Annotated in this window: 25 protein-coding genes; 21 read left to right on the forward strand and 4 right to left on the reverse strand. The window is 63.5% G+C overall.

Features of this window, described 5'->3' with window-relative positions; translation table 11 throughout:
- The first annotated feature begins 139 nt into the window (after nucleotides 1-139).
- The 6 genes from V6M52_RS17210 to V6M52_RS17235 all read left to right on the forward strand — a co-directional run bounded on the left by V6M52_RS17210 (nucleotide 140) and on the right by V6M52_RS17235 (nucleotide 4481).
- Nucleotides 140-871 (forward strand): nucleoside deaminase, encoded by a 732-nt coding sequence (locus V6M52_RS17210; RefSeq protein WP_332702055.1) that lies wholly within the window; start codon nucleotides 140-142, stop codon nucleotides 869-871.
- A gap of 196 nt (nucleotides 872-1067) precedes the next feature.
- Complete coding sequence (rpe, locus tag V6M52_RS17215; RefSeq protein WP_332702057.1) at nucleotides 1068-1748, forward strand: ribulose-phosphate 3-epimerase; 681 nt, start codon at nucleotides 1068-1070, stop codon at nucleotides 1746-1748.
- Between the two features lie 30 nt (nucleotides 1749-1778).
- A complete protein-coding gene (gene purB, locus V6M52_RS17220; protein WP_332702059.1) occupies nucleotides 1779-3113 on the forward strand; it encodes an adenylosuccinate lyase in 1335 nt (444 codons plus the stop codon).
- Entirely contained in the window at nucleotides 3113-3526 is a 414-nt protein-coding gene (locus tag V6M52_RS17225; RefSeq protein WP_332687562.1) for a GNAT family N-acetyltransferase, read from the forward strand. The genes purB and V6M52_RS17225 overlap by 1 nt, the downstream gene beginning before the upstream one ends.
- A complete protein-coding gene (locus tag V6M52_RS17230; RefSeq protein ID WP_332687563.1) occupies nucleotides 3523-4074 on the forward strand; it encodes an RBBP9/YdeN family alpha/beta hydrolase in 552 nt (183 codons plus the stop codon). The genes V6M52_RS17225 and V6M52_RS17230 overlap by 4 nt, the downstream gene beginning before the upstream one ends.
- A complete protein-coding gene (locus V6M52_RS17235) occupies nucleotides 4071-4481 on the forward strand; it encodes a GNAT family N-acetyltransferase (protein WP_332702061.1) in 411 nt (136 codons plus the stop codon). Before V6M52_RS17230 ends, V6M52_RS17235 begins: the two co-directional genes overlap by 4 nt.
- 60 nt (nucleotides 4482-4541) lie before the next feature.
- Here V6M52_RS17235 and V6M52_RS17240 read toward each other — a convergent pair whose 3' ends face one another.
- Nucleotides 4542-4865: a DUF1476 domain-containing protein gene (locus V6M52_RS17240; RefSeq protein WP_332687565.1), complete on the reverse strand. Its 324-nt coding sequence runs from the start codon at nucleotides 4863-4865 to the stop codon at nucleotides 4542-4544.
- A gap of 222 nt (nucleotides 4866-5087) precedes the next feature.
- Between V6M52_RS17240 and purC the strand changes: the two genes are divergently transcribed.
- The 14 genes from purC to V6M52_RS17310 all read left to right on the forward strand — a co-directional run bounded on the left by purC (nucleotide 5088) and on the right by V6M52_RS17310 (nucleotide 16933).
- A complete protein-coding gene (purC, locus tag V6M52_RS17245; protein WP_332687566.1) occupies nucleotides 5088-5852 on the forward strand; it encodes a phosphoribosylaminoimidazolesuccinocarboxamide synthase in 765 nt (254 codons plus the stop codon).
- Nucleotides 5853-5873: 21 nt separating this feature from the next.
- Nucleotides 5874-6116 carry a phosphoribosylformylglycinamidine synthase subunit PurS gene (gene purS / locus V6M52_RS17250; protein ID WP_332702063.1) on the forward strand — a complete coding sequence of 81 codons (243 nt, stop codon included), beginning with the start codon at nucleotides 5874-5876 and terminating at the stop codon, nucleotides 6114-6116.
- 344 nt (nucleotides 6117-6460) lie between these two features.
- Entirely contained in the window at nucleotides 6461-7543 is a 1083-nt protein-coding gene (locus V6M52_RS17255) for an acyltransferase family protein (protein WP_332687569.1), read from the forward strand.
- A 114-nt stretch (nucleotides 7544-7657) separates the two neighbouring features.
- The gene (gene purQ, locus V6M52_RS17260; protein WP_332687570.1) at nucleotides 7658-8326 is read left to right on the forward strand and encodes a phosphoribosylformylglycinamidine synthase subunit PurQ; all 669 of its coding nucleotides are present in this window, start codon (nucleotides 7658-7660) and stop codon (nucleotides 8324-8326) included.
- Nucleotides 8326-8985, forward strand: coding sequence for a Pr6Pr family membrane protein (locus V6M52_RS17265; protein ID WP_332702065.1), 660 nt, complete (start codon nucleotides 8326-8328; stop codon nucleotides 8983-8985). The genes purQ and V6M52_RS17265 overlap by 1 nt, the downstream gene beginning before the upstream one ends.
- The gene (locus V6M52_RS17270) at nucleotides 8978-9589 is read left to right on the forward strand and encodes a DJ-1/PfpI family protein (RefSeq protein WP_332688099.1); all 612 of its coding nucleotides are present in this window, start codon (nucleotides 8978-8980) and stop codon (nucleotides 9587-9589) included. The genes V6M52_RS17265 and V6M52_RS17270 overlap by 8 nt, the downstream gene beginning before the upstream one ends.
- Nucleotides 9589-11823: a phosphoribosylformylglycinamidine synthase subunit PurL gene (gene purL, locus V6M52_RS17275; RefSeq protein ID WP_332702066.1), complete on the forward strand. Its 2235-nt coding sequence runs from the start codon at nucleotides 9589-9591 to the stop codon at nucleotides 11821-11823. Before V6M52_RS17270 ends, purL begins: the two co-directional genes overlap by 1 nt.
- Nucleotides 11824-11901: 78 nt before the next feature.
- Nucleotides 11902-12468 (forward strand): hypothetical protein, encoded by a 567-nt coding sequence (locus V6M52_RS17280; protein WP_332702068.1) that lies wholly within the window; start codon nucleotides 11902-11904, stop codon nucleotides 12466-12468.
- 85 nt (nucleotides 12469-12553) lie between these two features.
- Nucleotides 12554-12787 (forward strand): BolA family protein, encoded by a 234-nt coding sequence (locus V6M52_RS17285; RefSeq protein ID WP_332688101.1) that lies wholly within the window; start codon nucleotides 12554-12556, stop codon nucleotides 12785-12787.
- Nucleotides 12788-12793: 6 nt separating this feature from the next.
- A complete protein-coding gene (locus V6M52_RS17290) occupies nucleotides 12794-13111 on the forward strand; it encodes a DUF6665 family protein (RefSeq protein ID WP_332702070.1) in 318 nt (105 codons plus the stop codon).
- Nucleotides 13108-13734, forward strand: a complete 627-nt coding sequence (locus tag V6M52_RS17295; RefSeq protein WP_332702072.1) for an HAD family hydrolase — start codon at nucleotides 13108-13110, stop codon at nucleotides 13732-13734. The genes V6M52_RS17290 and V6M52_RS17295 overlap by 4 nt, the downstream gene beginning before the upstream one ends.
- Nucleotides 13735-13834: 100 nt before the next feature.
- A complete protein-coding gene (grxD, locus tag V6M52_RS17300) occupies nucleotides 13835-14170 on the forward strand; it encodes a Grx4 family monothiol glutaredoxin (RefSeq protein ID WP_332688104.1) in 336 nt (111 codons plus the stop codon).
- Between the two features lie 147 nt (nucleotides 14171-14317).
- Entirely contained in the window at nucleotides 14318-15535 is a 1218-nt protein-coding gene (locus V6M52_RS17305; protein ID WP_332702074.1) for an MFS transporter, read from the forward strand.
- 126 nt (nucleotides 15536-15661) lie between these two features.
- The gene (locus V6M52_RS17310) at nucleotides 15662-16933 is read left to right on the forward strand and encodes a multidrug effflux MFS transporter (RefSeq protein ID WP_332702076.1); all 1272 of its coding nucleotides are present in this window, start codon (nucleotides 15662-15664) and stop codon (nucleotides 16931-16933) included.
- On the opposite strand, the gene V6M52_RS17315 is transcribed toward V6M52_RS17310, so the two are convergent.
- The 3 genes from V6M52_RS17315 to V6M52_RS17325 are packed head-to-tail and all read right to left on the reverse strand — an operon-like array spanning nucleotide 16927 to nucleotide 18245.
- Nucleotides 16927-17556, reverse strand: a complete 630-nt coding sequence (locus tag V6M52_RS17315; RefSeq protein ID WP_332688107.1) for an ATP-dependent Clp protease proteolytic subunit — start codon at nucleotides 17554-17556, stop codon at nucleotides 16927-16929. The two genes, V6M52_RS17310 and V6M52_RS17315, sit on opposite strands and share 7 nt — an antisense overlap.
- 36 nt (nucleotides 17557-17592) lie before the next feature.
- On the reverse strand, nucleotides 17593-17934 hold the full coding sequence (locus tag V6M52_RS17320; protein ID WP_332702078.1) for an SRPBCC family protein: 342 nt from the start codon (nucleotides 17932-17934) through the stop codon (nucleotides 17593-17595).
- Complete coding sequence (locus tag V6M52_RS17325) at nucleotides 17931-18245, reverse strand: ArsR/SmtB family transcription factor (RefSeq protein ID WP_332688109.1); 315 nt, start codon at nucleotides 18243-18245, stop codon at nucleotides 17931-17933. The genes V6M52_RS17320 and V6M52_RS17325 overlap by 4 nt, the downstream gene beginning before the upstream one ends.
- Nucleotides 18246-18515: 270 nt before the next feature.
- On the opposite strand from V6M52_RS17325, the gene V6M52_RS17330 reads away from it, so the two are divergent.
- On the forward strand, nucleotides 18516-19712 hold the full coding sequence (locus V6M52_RS17330; protein ID WP_332702080.1) for a pyridoxal-phosphate-dependent aminotransferase family protein: 1197 nt from the start codon (nucleotides 18516-18518) through the stop codon (nucleotides 19710-19712).
- Nucleotides 19713-19794 lie beyond the last annotated feature (82 nt).

Consider the following 19794-nt stretch of genomic DNA (forward strand, 5'->3'; position numbering starts at 1 on the left):
CCTCGGGAACGGGATGCGATTGCAGTCGGGTCACCACGTCGTTTGCCTGTAAAGGCCCGTTAATCCTATCTTTTCTGTTGGAAAATAGGCTCGTTGCAATTGGGCGGCTTGGCCCGGCTTTCAGCACGACGGGGAAATCATGACGGACTGCACCTGCAATGGCCCGCACGAAACTGGCTGCCACAGCGGCTATCGTGACGAACTGGTCAACCCGAACCGCCGCATTTTCATGGCAACGGCGATCGCGGCAGGCGCGGCGGCTACAGCCGGGTTTTCCGTGACGGCGGCGGAAGCTGCAGTGTCGCCGGATAAAAAGCGGTTCATGGAAGAGGCAACGCGCCTTGCCATTGAATCGGTGGACAAGGGATGGGGCGGGCCATTTGGCGCTGTCATCGTCAAAGATGGAGAGATCATCGGACGGGGCCAGAATCGGGTGCTGTTGACGGGTATTCCCGTGTTTCACGCTGAAATCACCGCCATCATTGATGCCTCTACACGCCTCAACCCCAAGGCCCTGCTTGGCAGCGAGTATGGCGCTGGTACCATTCTCGAGATGATCCCGCGCGAGGAAGGCTCGGTCGATCCGGTGCCTGAGCGAGCCAAGATGCTGAAGGGGTGCGAGATTTATATCAATGGGGCACCGTGCCCGATGTGCATGAGCGCCATCTATTGGTCGCGCATCGACCATCTCTATTTTGCCGCCAGCCTCAAGGATACGAGTGCCATCGGGTTCGATGACGCTTTCCAGTACGAAGACTTCACCAAGCCTTGGACCGAGCGCCGCATCAAGGTGACCGAGAACTTCGAGCGCGAAACCGGACTCGAGGCTTACGAGGCTTGGACGAACAAGGCGGATCGACACCCCTATTGACGGCAAGGGTGCCGCGACCCCGCAGATGGATCGGTGTCATGTCTGAACCTATGGCCGCTGTGGGGCCGAAGGCGGACGTGGTCCAGGTCCACGCTCTGGCGCCAAAGAGACCCTCGCTGCGCCCCTCTGCCCTTGCCCTTCCCCCCTTTCCCGCCCTATAGCAGCCTCATCTCCTCCCGGCTGAGGTGCCGCCTGCATGACCACGCGACCCATCCGCATCGCTCCGTCCATCCTGTCGGCCGATTTTTCGCGGCTGGGTGAGGAAATCACCGCTATCGAGGCCGCGGGCGCCGACTATATCCATGTCGACGTCATGGATGGTCATTTCGTGCCCAATATCAGCTTTGGTCCCTTGGTCATGGCCTCGGTGCGCAAGTTCACCGCCCTGCCCTTCGACGTGCATCTGATGATCGCCCCGGTCGATCCCTATGTGGCGGCCTTTGCCCGCGCCGGCGCCGACATCATCACCGTGCATGCCGAAGCCGGCCCGCATCTGCACCGCACGCTGCAGGCCATCAAGGCCGAGGGCAAGGAGGCCGGCGTGGCGCTCAATCCGGCGACGCCCGTTTCGGCGCTGGAACATGTCATCGACGATATCGACCTGCTGCTGGTCATGTCGGTCAATCCCGGCTTTGGCGGCCAGAGCTTCATCCCTGAATCGCTCAACAAGATCCGCCAGGCCAGGGCGCTGATCGGCAGCCGCGATATCGACCTTGAGGTCGATGGCGGCATCACCGCCGACAATGCCCGTGCCGTGGCCGATGCCGGGGCCAATGTCCTGGTTGCCGGCTCTTCCGTCTATGGCGGCAACGATGCCGCCACCTATCAGCCGCGCATTGCCGCCATAAGGCATGCCGCCACCACCCGTCTTGCCTGAATCGATTTCTGAACCCGAAAGCCCAAGCCCATGATCCCGCGCTATTCTCGCCCCGAAATGGTTTCCATCTGGTCGGCCGAGACCCGCTTTGCCATCTGGTTCGAGATCGAGGCGCATGCCACCACCAAGCTCGCCGAACTCGGCGTGGTGCCAAAGGAATCCGCCCAGAACATCTGGGACGTGATGAATGCCCGCAAGGCTGCGACCGGCGACTATGGCTTCGACGTGGCCCGCATCGACGAGATCGAGCGCACCACCAAGCATGACGTCATCGCCTTCCTGACACACCTGAGCGAAATCGTCGGCCCCGACGCCCGCTTCGTGCACCAGGGCATGACCTCTTCGGACATTCTCGACACCACTCTGTCGGTGCAGATGGCACGCGCCGCCGACCTCTTGATCGCCGATTGCGATGCCCTGCTCGCCGCGCTCAAGCGCCGCGCCTATGAGCACAAGAACACCATCACCATCGGCCGCAGCCACGGCATTCATGCCGAGCCGACCACCTTTGGCGTCAAGCTGGCCGAAGCCTACGCCGAATTCAGCCGCAACCGCGCCCGCCTCGTCGCGGCCCGCGCCGAGATCGCCACCGCCGCCATCTCCGGCGCCATCGGCAGCTTCGCCAATATCGATCCGCAGGTTGAGGAATATGTCGCCGAAAAGCTGGGGCTGAGCGTCGAGCCGGTCTCGACCCAGGTGATCCCGCGCGATCGCCACGCGATGTTCTTCGCCACGCTGGGCGTCGTCGCCAGCTCCATCGAGCGCGTCGCCATCGAGATCCGCCACCTGCAGCGCACCGAAGTGCTCGAGGCCGAGGAGTTTTTCTCCCCTGGCCAGAAAGGCTCTTCAGCCATGCCGCACAAGCGCAATCCGGTGCTGACGGAAAACCTCACCGGCCTCGCTCGTCTGGTCCGCGGCATGGTGGTCCCGGCGCTGGAAAACGTCGCTCTCTGGCACGAGCGCGACATTTCGCACTCCTCGGTCGAGCGCATGATCGGCCCTGACGCGACGGTGACGCTGGACTTTGCCCTGGCCCGCCTCACCAGCGTCATCGACAAGCTGGTGGTCTATCCCGAGAACATGCGCCGCAATCTCGACCTGCTCGGCGGCCTGCACAATTCCCAGCGCATGCTGCTGGCGCTGACCCAGGCCGGCTACTCCCGTGAGGACAGCTACGCCGCCGTGCAGCGCAACGCCATGAAGGTCTGGGCCATGCAGGGCGATCGCGCCGGCCAGTTCGCAGCCAACCTCAAGGCCGACCCGGAAGTGACTCTGAGTGATACGCAAATCGACGCCATGTTCGACGATGCCTATCACCTCAAGCATGTCGACACGATCTTCCAGCGCGTCTTTGGCGAGGCGTGATGAGCATCATCTGCGCCCAGGAAACCGGCCTCACCGCTGAGGAATACATTGCCTGCGTCGGTCAATCGGCGTTGGGCCCGACCCGCCCGCTCGGCAATACCGAGCGCGTCCAGGCCATGCTGGACAATTCCAACCTCGTCGTCACCGCGCGCGATGACAGCGGTCGGCTGGTCGGCCTGTTCCGCGGCATGACGGACTGGAACTGGATCTGCTACTGCGCCGACATGGCGGTGGTAGAGACCAGTCAGGGCCAGGGCATCGGCAGTATCATGATGGACAAGGCGGCGGAAATCCTCGGCCCAGGCTGCACCATCACGCTGCTGGCGCTGCCGGGCGCCGAAGGCTTCTACAAAGCCATAGGCCTCACTCAGACCAGTGCCGCTTTCTATCGTGACAGGACGCACCGCACATGAAGATTTCGGAATGCGACATCTTGATCCTGCCCGGCCTGGGCAATTCCGGCCCGGGCCACTGGCAGACGCGCTGGGCCGAGCGGATGGGCAATGCCGCCATCGTCGAGCAGGCCGATTGGCACGAGCCTGACCTCGACGATTGGGTCGCGACCATCGACCAGGCCGCGCGGCTCACCATCCGCCCCGTCGTGCTGGTTGCTCATTCGCTTTCGGTCATCGCCGTGGCGCATGCCGCGCCGCAACTGCCCGACAATGTCCGGGGCGCATTTCTCGTCTCTCCGCCCGATCTCGAACTGAGTCCCGAAGTTCCGGCGGAGGCATTTGGCTTCCGCCCGATCCCGCGCGATCCCTTGCCGTTTCCGTCGATTCTGGTCGCCTCGACCAACGATCCGCTCTGCACGATCGACCGCGCGGTTGAATTCGCCACCTGCTGGGGCTCGGACTTCCATCAGGCGGGAGAGGCGGGCCACATCAATACTGCCTCGGGCCACGGTCCCTGGCCGGAAGGCCTGCTGATGTTCACCCGCCTGATGCAGCGGCTCAAATGAGCCTCTATGAGCTGATTGCCGGCACCCCAAGCGTTGATGACTATCGTCGGCTGCGCCTTGTGTCCGGGCTGAGCGAAAAGACCCAGTCCGCCGCCGAAGCGGGCCTGCCCAATACCTGGTTTGCCGTCACTATCCGGCATGGCGGCGATACCGTCGGCATGGGACGCGTCATCGGCGACGGCGGGACCGCCTTCCAGATCGTCGATATCGCCGTGGAACCGGCGCATCAGGGCCGGGGTCTGGGCAAGAAAATCGTCGCGGCCCTGGTCGATCACCTGCGTGCCCATGCACCGGCCAGCGCCTATGTCAGCCTGATCGCCGATGGCGATGCAAAGCGCATCTACGCCAAATATGGCTTCGAGCCGGTCATGCCGGCCTCCATCGGCATGGCGCTGCGGATAGACTGACCGCACAAAAAAAGGAGCCGGCCGGGGCCGACTCCTCTGCAATGTCGGAGCGTCGTGCGATCAGCCTTCGGCGGCGATCTGCTCGTTGGCCACCAGCACCAGCTGGGCCATCTTCTGGCGAATCACGTCGTCGCCGATGGTCAGCCCCTTGGCCTTGAGGTCGCCCGAGACCTTGCGGAACACGTCCTCGTCGCCGGCTTCCTCGAAATCAGCGGCCACCACTTCGGCGGCATAGGCCTTGGCGTCATCGCCGGTGAGGCTCATCAATTCGGCTGCCCAGATGCCCACCAGCTTGTTGCGACGAGCTTCTGCCTTGAACTTCTTTTCGGCGTCGAAAGCGTATTTGGCTTCCTGGCCCTTCTGCCGATCCTCGAACTGGCTCATGCAAATCTCCCGCGTGGCTTCGTGTCTGCCGCCTCTCCGGCGCTTGCCAATCGACATAGGCGGTTCGGCAAATCAAATCAACGGCTGCCGCCGCGATGCGACCTTATGCACGGTGCGGGCGCTCCCCATCCGGGGCAGTCATGCGAAAGAGCTTGCCTTTTTGCAGGATTCTAGCGCATGAAGCGGCCAAATTCTCCCTCCTCACAACGGTCCGGATTCCCCATGAACCGCCGACGCAAAATCTACGAGGGCAAGGCCAAGATCCTGTTTGAAGGTCCTGAGCCTGGCACTCTGGTTCAGTATTTCAAGGACGACACCACCGCCGGAGACGGCGCGCGCCACGAGATCATCGATGGCAAGGGTGTGCTCAACAACCGAATCTCGGAATTCGTCTTCACCAAGCTCAACGGCCTGGGCATTCCGACTCACTTCATCAAGCGGCTCAACATGCGCGAGCAGCTGATCAAGGAAGTCGAGATCATCCCGCTCGAGATCATCGTGCGCAATTATGCGGCCGGCTCGCTGGTCAAGCGCCTGGGCCTCGAGCCCGGCACCCAGCTGCCCCGCTCGATCATCGAGTTCTGCTACAAGGACGATGCGCTACATGACCCCATGGTCAGCGAAGAGCACATCACCGCCTTCGGCTGGGCCACCCCGGCCGAGCTCGACGACATCATGAGCCTGGCCATCCGCGTCAATGATTTCCTGACCGGCTTGTTCATGGGTGTCGGCATCCAGCTCGTCGACTTCAAGATCGAGTGTGGGCGCCTCTATGAGGGCGACCTCATGCGCATCGTGCTGGCTGACGAAATCAGCCCGGACAGCTGCCGTCTGTGGGACATCAAGACCCGCAACAAGATGGACAAGGACCGCTTCCGCGAGAACCTTGGCGGGCTGATCGAGAACTATCGCGAAGTCGCCCAGCGCCTGGGCATCCTGGTCGAAACCGACAACGCGCTGACCACCGGTCCGCGCCTGGTCCAGTAAGTCCGTCGTTAGGGTATTGCAATGAAAGCGCGCGTCACCGTCACCCTCAAGGCCGGCGTCCTCGATCCGCAGGGTCAGGCGATCGAAGGCTCACTCAAGAGCCTCGGCTTTGGGGGCGTTGCCTCGGTGCGACAGGGCAAGGTGTTTGACCTTGTCCTGGACGGAACCGACGAGGCAAGCGCGCGTTCTCAGCTGAACAGCATGTGTGAAAAGCTGCTGGCCAATACCGTCATCGAAAACTACTCGGTCGAAATCACACATTAACGCCTTCGGGCGATAACATCAGTCGCGCCGCCTAATGGCGCAGGACCATACTGCCATGCTCAAAACCATTTCGCTTTCAGTCATGTTCGTCGCCACCATGGGCCTGTTGTTCGCGGCCTATGCGTCCGTTCCGGTCTAGAAAGACCAATAAGTCCCATGTCCCGTGATTTCGGTGCGGTCCGCCTCAGCGGGCTATAGAAGCGTAGTCCTTTGGCAGCAACTGTGCGTTGCGCCTTAGTCAAATGCTTACCAATCCGCCATTTCACCGGTACATTCACGCAGGCGTTAGCCTCCCGAAGACGGCTTGGCAGTAGATTGCCTCCCAAATTCTGGGAGCGCGTCACATGTCAACAACCGCCAAACGTCTCGACTGGGTGGATATGGCCAAGGGTCTGTCCATCTTTCTCGTCGTGATGATGTATGCGGCCTCGAGCGTCGGGGAAGATACCGGCGGGGTCGGCGCCCTGCACTGGGCCATCGCCTTTGCCACCCCGTTCCGCATGCCGGAATTCTTCCTGATCTCGGGTCTGTTCTTGTCCCAGGTGATCGACCGGCCGTGGCGCGCCTATACCGATCGCCGGGTGGTGCATTACCTCTACTTCTACGTGCTGTGGGCGCTGATCCACATCATCTTCAAGGTCGGCCTGCTGGCCACCGATCCGGTCGGCGCTCTCGAGCAAATCGCCTGGGCCGTCATTCAGCCCTATGGGGTGCTGTGGTTCATCTACATGCTGGCCGTGGTCAGCGCCGCCACCAAGCTGCTGCATGATCTGCGCGCTTCGGCCTGGGCGGTGTTTGGCATTGCCGCCATCCTGCAGATGGCGCCCATTCACACCGGCAGCTACCTGATCGACCAGTTCGCCGAATACTTCGTCTTCTTCTACGCCGGCTTCGTGCTGGCGCCGCAACTGTTCCGCCTCGCGGATTGGGCCTCTGACCGCGCCGCGATCGCGCTGGTCGGCCTGGCCATCTGGGCCATCATCAACGGGGCGCTGGTGTTTTCGCCGGGCTTTGCGATGGATCCGATCCACCCGGTGATGGGTTATGCCGGCCTGCCCGGCCTGCACCTCGCCCTGGCTTTGGTCGGCACGGCGGCGCTCTGCGTACTGGCGGCCCTGCTCACCCGCCTGCCCTGGATGAACTGGTTGCGCTGGATGGGGTCGAAATCGCTGATCGTCTATGTCGCCTTCGTGCTGCCCATGGGCATTGCCCGCACCGTGCTGATCAAGCTCGGCCTGGACGAACCTACCCTGCTCAGCCTGCTCACCATGGCCATCGCCATCGTCTCGCCGCTGGTGCTCTACTGGATCGTCCAGCGCGTCGGATTCGGCAGGTTCCTGTTCGAGCGCCCAGCCTGGGCGCACCTGCCCGGCACCAGGGGTTCGCGCTCGAGCCCCGAGGGTACTCTCGCCTCGCCCGCCGAGTAGCGTCGGCGCACCATTCGACTGAGCGGGACCGGGATATGCATTCCCGGCCCTTGCCTTTTCGCGCAAGACTCATCACAAGGACCTCGCTAACCCCTACATAGCGAGGACCAGCCGATGAAATCCGCAGTCATCGTCTTTCCCGGTCTCAATCGCGACCGCGACATGATCGCGGCGCTGACCAAGGTTTCCGGTACCGCCCCGGCCGTCGTCTGGCATCAGGATGCCGACGTGCCCGATGTCGACCTGATCGTCATCCCGGGCGGCTTCTCCTACGGCGATTACCTCCGCTGCGGCGCCATCGCCGCGCGCTCCCCCATCATGGACAAGGTCCGCGAACGGGCGGCCAAGGGCGTCAAGGTTCTCGGCGTCTGCAACGGCTTCCAGATCCTCATCGAAGCGGGCCTGCTGCCCGGCGCCCTGATGCGCAACATGAGCCTCAAATTCGTCTGCCGCGAGGTCAAGCTCGAGGTGGTCAACGCCGATACCGACTTCACCCGGGGCTACACCGAAGGCGCGATCTTCCGCTGCCCCGTTGCCCATCACGACGGTAACTACTTTGCCGATAGTGCTACGCTGGAACGCCTCGAAGGTGATGGCCGCGTGGCCTTCCGCTATGCCGAAGGCACCAATCCCAACGGCTCAATCCACGACATTGCCGGTATCTTCAACGAGCAGAAAAACGTGCTGGGCATGATGCCCCACCCGGAAAACCTCATCGAAGTCGCGCATGGCGGCGACGACGGACGGGCGCTGTTCACCGGCTTGCTGGGTCAAGCCGCCTGATGAATCCGCGCGCGCCGATCAACCCGCGCACACTCCTTACCTGGCTCGGCCTGCTCTTCGGCGCCGCCGGTCTCGTCCTGCAGTTCATCCTCTCGATGCAGCTGGCCTTCGCCAATGGCCGCGATTTTCCGGGCTTTCTGGGCCACTTCCTGGCCTTCTACACCATCCTGACCAACGCCATTGTGGTGTTGATCTACCTGTCGGAGGTGCTGCCCACATCGCGGCTAGCGCTGTTCCGCCAGCCGGTTATGCGCGGCCTCACGGCCGCCAGTATCGCGCTGGTTGCGCTCTACGTGTACTTCGTCCTGCGCCACCTCAACGTGCTGGGCGGCCTGCTCCTGCTGGCGGACACCATCCTGCATTACATCTGCCCCGCCCTCTATCTGCTGTGGTGGCTGGGAGCCCAGCCCCACGGCTCGCTGCGCTGGGCCAATCTGTCCGTCATGTTGCTGCCGACGCTGGTATACTTCATCTACGTCATGGCGCGGGGCGTCTGGGTGCAGCAATACCCCTACCCCATCCTCAATGCGGTAGAACTGGGCTATCCGCAGGTGCTGGTCAACGCCATCTATATGAGCGTGGCATTGGCGGTGCTCAGCCTCCTCGTCATTGCGCTGGACCGGGCGCTTGCGCCTCGCCAGGTGGCGGTCGATGGCTGATACCGCAGCGCCCATCAGCGTCGGCATCGTGATCTTCGACGGCGTCGAGGAGCTGGACTTTGTCGGTCCGTGGGAAGTGTTCTCCATGGCCAAGCAGATCGGCGCGCCGCTCGATGTGTTCACCGTCGGCTGGCCCGAACCGGCGATCCGCTGCGCCAAGGGCCTTTATGTCGTCGCCGATCACGCCTTTGCCGGCGCACCCAAGGCCGATGTCGTGCTCGTCCCCGGCGGCAGGGGGACCCGCCCGCTGGCGCAGGACGAGGCGTTCATCGCCGCACTCAAGCCCTATCTCGCCGCCGCCACCTGGCAGACCTCGGTCTGCACCGGCGCGGCGCTGCTCGGCAGGGCCGGCTTTCTCGACGGCAAGCATGCCACCACCAACCGCAACGCCTTCGACTTCTTCCGCGCCTCGGCACCCGGGGCCATTCTTGAACAAGAGCTACGCTATGTACGCGACGGCCATGTGCTGACCGCCGCCGGCGTCTCGGCCGGCATTGACATGGCCCTGTGGCTCGTCGGTCACCTCTTCGGCGAAGACGTCGCCCGCTCCACCCAGACGTTCATGGAATATTTTCCAGAGCCTCCCTACGGAAACGCTGCTTGATGACCATCCCCAACGACATCCGCATCACCCCCGAACTGGTTGCCGACCATGGCCTCAAGCCGGACGAATACCAGAAGATCATCGACCTGATCGGGCGCGAGCCGACCTATACCGAGCTCGGCATTTTCTCAGCGATGTGGAACGAGCATTGTTCCTACAAATCCTCCAAGAAGTGGCTCAAGACGCTGCCGACCACCGGGCCGCGCGTCATCCAGGGCCCGGGCGAGAATGCCGGCGTGGTCGATATCGGCGATGGCCAGGCGATCGTCTTCAAGATGGAATCGCACAACCACCCAAGCTTCATCGAGCCCTATCAGGGCGCCGGCACCGGCATGGGCGGCATATTGCGCGACGTCTTCACCATGGGCGCCCGCCCCGTCGCCGCCATGAACGCGCTGCGCTTCGGCGCGCCCGACCATGAAAAGACCCGTCACCTCGTCTCCGGCGTCGTCGCCGGCATTGGCGGCTATGGCAATGCCTTTGGCGTGCCGACCGTGGGCGGAGAAGTCGAGTTCGACGAACGCTATAACGGCAATATCCTGGTCAACGCCTTCGCGGCAGGCCTCGCCGATACCGACAAGATTTTCTATTCCAAGGCTGAGGGCGTCGGCCTGCCGGTGGTTTATCTGGGTGCCAAGACCGGCCGCGATGGCGTCGGTGGCGCCACAATGGCCTCGGCCGAGTTCGGCGACGATATCGAGGAAAAGCGCCCCACGGTGCAGGTCGGCGACCCCTTCACCGAAAAGCGCCTGCTCGAAGCCTGCCTCGAGCTGATGGCCACCGGCGCCGTCATCGCCATCCAGGACATGGGCGCGGCGGGGCTCACCTGCTCGGCCGTCGAAATGGGCGCCAAGGGCGACCTGGGCATCGAGCTTGATCTCGACAAGGTGCCGGTGCGCGAAGCGCATATGACGCCCTATGAGATGATGCTGAGCGAAAGCCAGGAGCGCATGCTCATGGTGCTGCATCCCGCAAAGGAAGCCGAAGCTCGCGCCGTATTCGTGAAGTGGGAACTGGACTTCGCCACCGTCGGCATCACCACCGACGACCTGCGCTTCCGGGTGAAGTGGCAGGGCGAGGAAGTCGCCAATCTGCCGATCAAGGAACTGGGCGACGAGGCCCCCGAATATGACCGCCCCTGGACCGTGCCAAAGACGCCGGCGCCGCTGGCGACCGGCGATGTGCCGCAGATGGACGTGGCCGATGCATTGCTCGGCCTGATGGGTGACCACCAGACCGCCTCGCGGCGCTGGGTCTATGAGCAATATGACACCCTGATCCAGGGCAATTCCCTGCAGCATCCCGGTGGCGATGCCGGCGTGATCCGCGTCGAGGGTCACGCTACCAAGGCGCTGGCCTTCTCGTCGGACGTGACACCGCGCTATTGCGAGGCCGACCCCTATGAGGGCGGCAAGCAGGCCGTGGCCGAATGCTGGCGCAACCTGACCGCAACCGGCGCCGAACCACTGGCGGCGACCGACAATCTCAACTTCGGCAATCCCGAACGCCCCGAAATCATGGGCCAGCTGGTCCATGCCATCAAGGGCATCGGCGAAGCCTGCCTGGCGCTGGAATTCCCCATCGTCTCGGGCAATGTGTCGCTCTACAACGAGACCAATGGCCGGGGCATCCTGCCCACCCCCACCATCGGCGGCGTCGGTCTGCTGCCCGACTGGAGCCAGATGGCGCGCATCGGCTTTGCCGCTGCCAATCAGGTCATCCTGCTCATCGGCGCCCCGGCAAGCCGCGGCACCCATCTGGGCCAGTCGATCTATCTGCGCGACCTGTTCGGCCGCAAGGACGGCCCGGCGCCCCATGTCGACCTGGCTCATGAGAAGCGCACCGGCGATTTTGTGCGCAAGCTGATCCGCTCCGGCGTCGCCACCGCCTGCCATGACCTCTCCGACGGCGGCCTGGCCGTGGGGCTCGCCGAAATGGCCGTGGCCTCGGGCATCGGCGCCACGGTGACCGACCTCGTCGACCAGGATCCGATCCTGCAATATTTCGGCGAGGATCAGGGGCGCTATCTGATGACGGTCAATCTCGATCCGCAGGGCGAGGCACTGGCCGCGCTGTGGCGCGAGGCCGAAGCCCTGGGCATTTTCGCGCCCTGGATCGGCACGACCGGCGGCACCGATCTCGTGCTCGGCGCAGCGCGGCCGCTGCCGGTGACCGCGCTCAAGGCGGCTCATGAGGGCTGGTTCCCCAACTACATGGCCGACGAGGCCGCCTAATCATCGCCGTTGCCTTATGATCGCCGCTCTTTGGAGTGCTTTGACACCAAGGGGCGGCGTCATTTTCTGGAGACTACGATGCACTTTAGACCGCTACTTGGCTGCCTGATGGCCCTGTCACTCAGCCTTGTGCCGGTGGCCGCCTTCGCCCAGGACGTGACCATGACCGGCTCGCCCCTGCCCGATCAGCCCTATACGTTGATCCACCCCAAAGCCATGACAGTCATCGGCGAACCCGGCGGCCCGGTCACGATCAATCATCCGGGTGCGCCGCTGCAATGCGTGCTGACCGTGGTGGCCGTCGAAGACACCGCGTGGACCGCAGACGCAGCGCTCGCGGCCCTCGACGATGCGGCGGTAAGCCAGGGCTGGGCCGAGACCTTCCCGGGCTTTGCCCTGAGCAACAAGAGCACCACCGCCTATCAGAACAACACCGCGCTGCTCTATGAAGGCACCAGCACCGACTCGCCGCAGGGCGTGCCCCTGACTGTGGTGCATACCGAAACGGTGGACGCGGGAAACGGCTACTCGCTGGATTGTTTTTTCGCCACCGAAATGGCCGAACAGGTCCGGCCGCTCGTCGATTTCATCATCGCCAATTTCTCGACCCGCCAGGACGCGCAGCCGGTAACGACCCTGCAATAGCCGGCTCGTATTGAAGGCACGGCACCCCCATGCCATATCATGGGGGTCGCCGGCCACTTGCCGGCCTGTTAGCAGGAGCAAAGCCATGGCCATGGATGCCAGCGAAATCGAACGCCGGATCAAGGCTGCTCTGCCCGATGCCCAGATTGAAATCCGCGATCTCGCCGGCGACGGCGACCACTATGCCGCCACGGTGATCTCCGAGCAGTTCCGCGGCAAGTCGCGCGTGCAGCAGCACCAGCTGGTCTATGCCGCCCTGCAGGGCGACATGGGCGGCGCGCTGCATGCTTTGGCCTTGCAGACCAACGTCCCGGAATAATCCGCCGTGTCCCTGCGCGACTCGCTCGAGCTGATCCGCACCGTCCGCCCGGACGCCGGCACGGCGGCGATCGATCACGAGATTCTTGCCGAGCGCGCCTCCTCACTGGGCGCCGCGGAGCGCAAGGTGGTCAATGCCATTGCTGCGCTCGCCGAGGCTATGCCCGACCGGGATGACAGACTGGCGACGGCGCGCCAGGTCGTCTGGGAATATTTCGTGCAGCGCGAACTGGTGGGCTTTCGCCGACACAATGACGTGATTCAGGAATTGAGCATTCCCCGCGAAGTCCTTGCCGGGCTTGGCGCAATGGCAAAGCGGACATGACCCGAGCCGTATTCTTCGACGTCGATGGTGTGCTGGTGCACGGCTATCACGCGCGCCCTGAACTGACGCGGCGCTGGAACGAGAATTTGCTCTCCGACCTTGGCGTCGATCCCGACCGGTTCAACACCGAGTTCATCTTCGACATCTTCATCAAGAAGGTTGTCGTCGGCGAGATGGCGATGATCGATGCTCTCGAGCGCCGCCTGCCTGGACTAGGCTACAGGGGTTCGCCCATGACGTTCCTGCACTATTGGCTCACCCATGATTCAACTCTGAATACGCCCCTCATTGGGGCCATCCGGATGCTGAAGAAGCGGAACGACCTCAAGCTCTATATCGCCACCAACCAGGACCATACGCGAGCGCTCTGGCTGTGGCAGACGCTGGGACTAGGCGAATTGTTCGAGGACATCTTCTATTCAGCCCGCGCCGGCATCCGGAAGCCCGAGCGTGGCTTCTTCGATTTCATCGAGCAGCGGATCGGACCGCAATCCGAGCCGCCCCTGTTCTTCGACGACACGCCCAAGGTCATCGACGGCGCCCGCAAGCATGGCTGGGACGCGGTGCAGTTCGAAACGGTGGACGACTGCACCAACCATCCATGGATTGCAGCGCGGCTCTAGCATTCGTGCAGACCTGACACCTCGACAGCGCCCGACTCCTGTCCTATTTAGGAGGCAACAGCAACCGGATCTTGACCCCGGCCATTGAGAGGTTTCACCCATGACCGATATCAACGCCTTCATCGACGACAAGGTGAAGAACAACGACGTCTTCCTGTTCATGAAGGGCTCGCCGGACTTTCCGCAATGCGGCTTTTCCGGCCAGGTCGTGCAGATTTTGAGCTATCTCGGCGTCGAATATGGCAGCGCCAACGTGCTCGAAAGCGCCGAACTGCGCGACGGCATCAAGGCCTATACCAACTGGCCGACCATTCCCCAGCTCTATGTGAAGGGCGAATTCGTCGGCGGCGCCGACATCGTCCGCGAAATGTTCCAGGCCGGCGAACTGCAGACGCACCTGCAGAATGCCGGCATCGCGGTCAAGCAGACCGCCTGATCTGTCAGCACAAGCGCCTCAAAAAGCCCGGTCCGTGACCGGGCTTTTTGCCGTCTCATCACCCGAATTGATGCGACCCATTCCGTATTGTCACTAGGCGTGATGACGGCCCGGGCGTAGATAGGACATCCACATCTGGATGTTACCATGACCTCGTCCGCCCTCCGCCCCGCAGTTCCCCTGCTCGTGCTGATCATTGCCGGCTGCGTGATTGCCGCCATCGGCAATGGCGTGCGCACCAGCTTCGGCTTGTTCACCCTGCCGATGACCGGCGACCTGGGCCTGACGCGCGAGGGCTGGGGCATGGCCATGGCCATCCAGAACCTGGCCTGGGGTATTGCCCAGCCTTTCGCCGGCGCCTTTGCCGACCGCGTCGGCACTGGCCGCACCATAGCGGTGGGCGCCGCCATCTATGCGCTGGGCGTGTTCGGCATGGCCTTTTCGCCCGACGCAGGCATCCTGACCATCACCGCTGGTATTGTCACCGGCGTCGGCATCGCGATCTGCTCCTTCTCGGTGGTCATGGCCGCCTTTGGCCGTTCGGTGCCACCTGAGAAGCGCTCGTTGATCTTTGGCGTCGCCACCGCCGCCTCGTCCTTTGGTCAGTTCGCTTTCGCGCCGATCAGCCAGGGCTTCATCAATGCCTTCGGCTGGCAATCGGCTTTGCTCTATCTCGGCATGGCCCTGCTGCTGATTGTCCCGCTCAGCTACGCCCTGCGCGGCCGCACCGAGAACACGACCGGTCACGCCGACCTGCCCTTCATGGACGCACTGGCCAAGGCTTGGGGCCATGGCTCCTATCGCCTGCTGGTCATCGGCTTTTTCGTCTGCGGCTTCCACCTGGCGTTCATCAACGTCCACATGCCCGCCTATCTGGTGCAGTGCGGCCTATCGCCGGAGGTGGGGAGCTGGACCATCGCGGTCATCGGGCTGTTCAACATCGTCGGTTCGCTCCTCGCCGGCTATCTTGGCGGGCGCCTGCCCAAGCAGATGCTGCTGGCGACCATCTACTTCCTGCGCGCCATCTCCATTGGCCTGTTCCTGCTGATTCCGGTCAGCGAGATCACCGCCTATGCCTTTGCCGCTTCGATGGGGCTGCTGTGGCTCTCCACGGTGCCGCTGACGGCCGGCCTCGTCAGCCTGTTCTTTGGCGCACGCTATATGGGCATGCTCTATGGCATCGCCTTCCTCAGCCACCAGATCGGCTCCTTCGTCGGTGTCTGGCTGGGTGGCTATGTCTATGACCAGACGGGCTCCTACAGCCTGGTCTGGTATCTCGGCATCCTGCTGGGGCTGGGTTCGGCCGCCATTCACCTGCCCATCAACGAGCGCAGCGCGCCCAGTTTCGCGCTCAAACCTGCCTGATCAGGTCGGCGGGAACCATCGTTTCCTGCCGATCAAGTCTTGCAAACGCCGCCCGGCGGGTTCATGGTCGCCTCCATATTTTCCGGCGCCCGTGCCTTCGCGGCGGCTCCATTCCAGGTTCCTTTGATGTCCGATCATTTCACGCGGGTGCTTTCGCGCCCTGAATTCATTGCCCTTATGGCTGCGCTGATGGCGCTCAACGCCCTGGCCATCGACGTCATGCTGCCCGCCTTGCCCTATATGGGCGAGGCGCTGGGCGTGACCAGCGAGAACGAGCGGCAGTTCGTCATTTCGGCCTACATGCTCGGCATGGGCATCGCCGTGCTGGCCTTCGGCCCGTTGACCGACCGTTTCGGCCGCCGTGCCCCGCTGCTGGTGGGCATGGGCCTCTATATCACCGCCGCCATCGTCGCTGTTTTTGCGCCGAGCTTCGCTGTGCTGCTGGTGCTGCGGTTCATTCAGGGCATGGGCGCCGCCAGCGTTCGTGTCATCGCCACCGCGGTGGTGCGTGACCGCTATTCGGGCCGCGAAATGGCCGAGGTGATGTCGCTGACCTTCATGGTGTTCATGGCCATCCCCATCATTGCGCCGGGTATCGGCCAGATACTGCTGCTGACCGGCCCGTGGCAGACCATCTTCATTTTCATGGGCCTGCTGGCTGCCGCCTTCTGGCTATGGACCTTCTTCCGCCTGCCCGAAAGCCTGCCGCTCAACAAGCGTCGCCCGCTGACCTTTCGGGGTGTCTTCGACGGCTTCCGCATCGTCTGCACAAACCGCGTGGCCTTTTCCTACGGTCTGGCCGGCACGTTCCTGTTCGGCGCGCTGTTCGGCTTCATCAGTTCAAGCCAGCAGATCTATGTCGATATCTATGGGCTGGGCGTCTACTTCCCTGTCGCCTTCGCCGCCATGGCCGGGTTGATGGCGGTGTCGTCCTTCACCAATTCGGTCATTGTCCGCCGCCTGGGCATGCGGCGGCTGTCGCACGGCGCCATGTTGGCCTTCACCAGCGTCAGCGGGATCTGGCTGGCCTTCGCGCTCAGCGGCTTCCTGCCGCTGTGGCTGTTCTTCTCGCTGCTGTCGATCATCATGTTCAGCTTTGGCTGGGCCGCGTCGAACATGAACTCGCTGTCCATGGAACCGCTCGGCGCGGTCGCCGGTACGGCCTCCGCCGTATTCGGCTTCATCCAGACAGTGGGCGGCGCGCTGATTGGTAGCTATACCGGCCAGTTGTTCAACGGCACCACCGTGCCGGCGGCGATAGGCTACTTCGGCATGGGCATCCTGGCGCTGATCTGCATCCTCGTTGCCGAACGCGGCCGGCTGTTTGGCGTCGGCGAGCAATATGTCCACGCCGACGCCGATGCTGAAACCGCCGCGGTCCGCAACGCGGCTCAGTGACCCTCGGTCGCAGCCGGACCCTCGATCTGGCTGCGATCGCTATAGACATGATCCACCAGGCCCCAGTCGCGGGCCTGTTCGGGGGTCATGAAATTGTCCCGCTCCAGCGCCTTTTCGACCTCTTCATAAGTCCGCCCGCAATGCTTGGCATAGAGATTGTGCATGCGCCGCTTGAGGCGCTGGCTCTCCTCGGCATGCAGCATGATGTCGGTGACCTTGCCCTGGAAGCCGCCGCTGGGCTGGTGCAGCATGATCGAGGCATTGGGCAGGCAGATGCGGCTGCCCGCCTCTCCGGCCATCAGCAGGAACGAGCCGGCCGACATGGCCATACCCATGCACAGCGTCCCCACCGGCGCCTGGATGAACTGCATCGTGTCGTACATCGCCATGGCCGAGGTCACGACGCCCCCCGGCGAGTTGATGTAGAGATAGATTTCCTTCTTGGGATTTTCCGCCTCAAGAAACAGCAATTGCGCCGTCACCAGTGAGGCCATGGTGTCCTCGATCTCGCCATTGACGAAGATGATCCGCTCCCGCAGCAGGCGGGAATAGATATCGAAGCTTCGTTCCCCCCGGCTCGATTGTTCGACGACCATAGGGACGAGTTGCATCATGTCGCGCATTGGCGAACCTCCGTTCAGCATTGAATTGATTCAGGTTTAGGCTGCGAGCGCCATGGTCTGGCGCGGCACGTTGCTATTGGCTGCGGCTGGCACCGCGAGCGGCGCATGGGTGAGCTTGAACCATGTTCCGCCATCACTGGTGGGCGTGAGCTCGAAGGTGACGAGGCTGTCTTCCATGCCGACAATGGCGCCCTGCCCGGCCTCGCGCCAGCGATAGGTGAGGCTCCGGTTTTCTTCTGCCGTGACCACAGCGAGGTCCAGACTGGCCGCAGGCTTGAGCCAGCGTTCGAGATATTCGGGGATGGTCAGCGCCCGCCAGACCTTTTCAGGCGGCGCATCGAGCGCACATTCGAACACCAGCGCGTCCGTATCGGTCATTGGTCCATCTCCTTGAGCAGGTCCTTGAGATTGTCGATGCGGCTGGGCCAGAAGGCACGGTGGCGGGCCAGCCAATCGTGCAGCGGCGCCATGCCCTGCGGCTCCACGCGATAATGGGCATAGCGGCCCTCCCGGCGCTCGCTGACCAGCCCCGCCCCACGCAGCACCGCCAGATGCTGGCTCATGGCCGGCTGGGAAATGGCAAAGCCCTCGCGCAGCTCGGTGGCCGTCATCTCGGCCGTTGCCAACCGCTCCAGCATGGCGCGGCGGGTCGGATCGGCCAGCACTTTGAAGATATCGACATCACTCATGCCAACACATAAGCATAGACTTATGAGTCGGCGCAAGGGCCGCGCGCTGGAATGTGGCACCTGGGTTCAAATGCCGGGATTTTGTCACGACAATGAATGGATAATGAACCAATCCGAACGGCATTTGGGGCACCTGCATGCCGTTATGCGACTCTGCCGCACAAGCTAGATAAATTCCCCTTATGGGCGTCATTCGCCCAACGCTCTTGATCGCCGCGCACGAGTCTCATCTGATGGCCCGCATCTCCCGCCGCATAGTTCGGACCATTCATGCCCATCACCACCGGCCGCTCCTACCTTGCCATTCCCGGCCCCTCGGTTTCCCCCGAGCGCGTGCTCAACGCCATGCACCGCACGGCGCCCAATATCTATGAGGGCGAGCTCGTCGACATGGTGGGTGAGCTGCTACCCGACCTGAAGCGGGTGGCGATGACGAACCAGCATGTGGCCATCTACATCGCCAACGGGCACGGCGCCTGGGAGGCGGCCAACTGCAACATGTTTTCGCGCGGTGACCGGGCGCTGCTCGCCGCCACCGGCCGCTTCGGCCATGGCTGGGCCGAGGGCCTGCAGCGCATGGGCGTAGCGATCGACATCATCGATTTCGGCAAGTCCGCACCGGCCGACCCCGAGCGCATTGCGGATGCGCTGCGGGCCGACAAAAGCCACGAAATCCGGGCCGTGCTGGTGACGCATGTGGACACCGCCTCCAGCGCCCGCAACGATATTGCCGCCATCCGTGCCGCCATCGACAGCACCGGGCATCCGGCCCTGCTGGCGGTCGACGCCATCGCCTCGCTGGGCTGCGATGAGCTGCGCATGGACGATTGGGGTGTCGACGTCGTCGTCGGCGCCAGCCAGAAGGGGCTGATGCTGCCGCCGGGCCTCGGCTTCATCTGGTTTTCCGACAAGGCGCTGGCGGCATCGCAGCGGGCCCACCTGGTGACGCCCTATTGGGACTGGAAGCCGCGCGGCACCGGCACCGAGTTCTGGCAGTTTTTCGGCGGCACCGCGCCGACGCACCATCTCTATGGCCTGCGTGAGGCGCTGACGATGATGCTCGACGAGGAAGGCCTTGAACAGGTCTGGGCGCGCCACCGGCAACTGGCCCGAACCGTCTGGACGGCCTTCGACGCCTGGGGCCGGGGCAGCGGCATTGCGCTCAACATCGCCGACTCGGCGGCGCGCGGCCATTCGGTGACGGCGGCGATGATCCCCAATGGCGGCGCCGGCGCGCTGCGCCGCTGGCTCGAGGCCGAGGCCGGCGTGACGCTGGGCATCGGGCTGGGCATGGCCTTGCCGAGCGAGCCGGCCTATCAGGACTTCTTGCGCGTTGGCCATATGGGGCATGTGAATGCACATATGACGCTGGGCGTACTGGCGACGATGGAGGCCGGCATGCAGGCGCTGGGCATTGCGCATGGGCCGGGCGCGGTTGAGGCGGCCGCGGGGGCGCTGGTGGGGTGAGTGCCGGCCTGTCCCGTCTGCACGGGGTCACCCAAAGCACAGATCGTCACCCTCGGGCTTGACCCGAGGGCGTTACACTCGT

This window comes from Devosia sp., assembly GCF_036676215.1.
Taxonomy (GTDB): domain Bacteria; phylum Pseudomonadota; class Alphaproteobacteria; order Rhizobiales; family Devosiaceae; genus Devosia.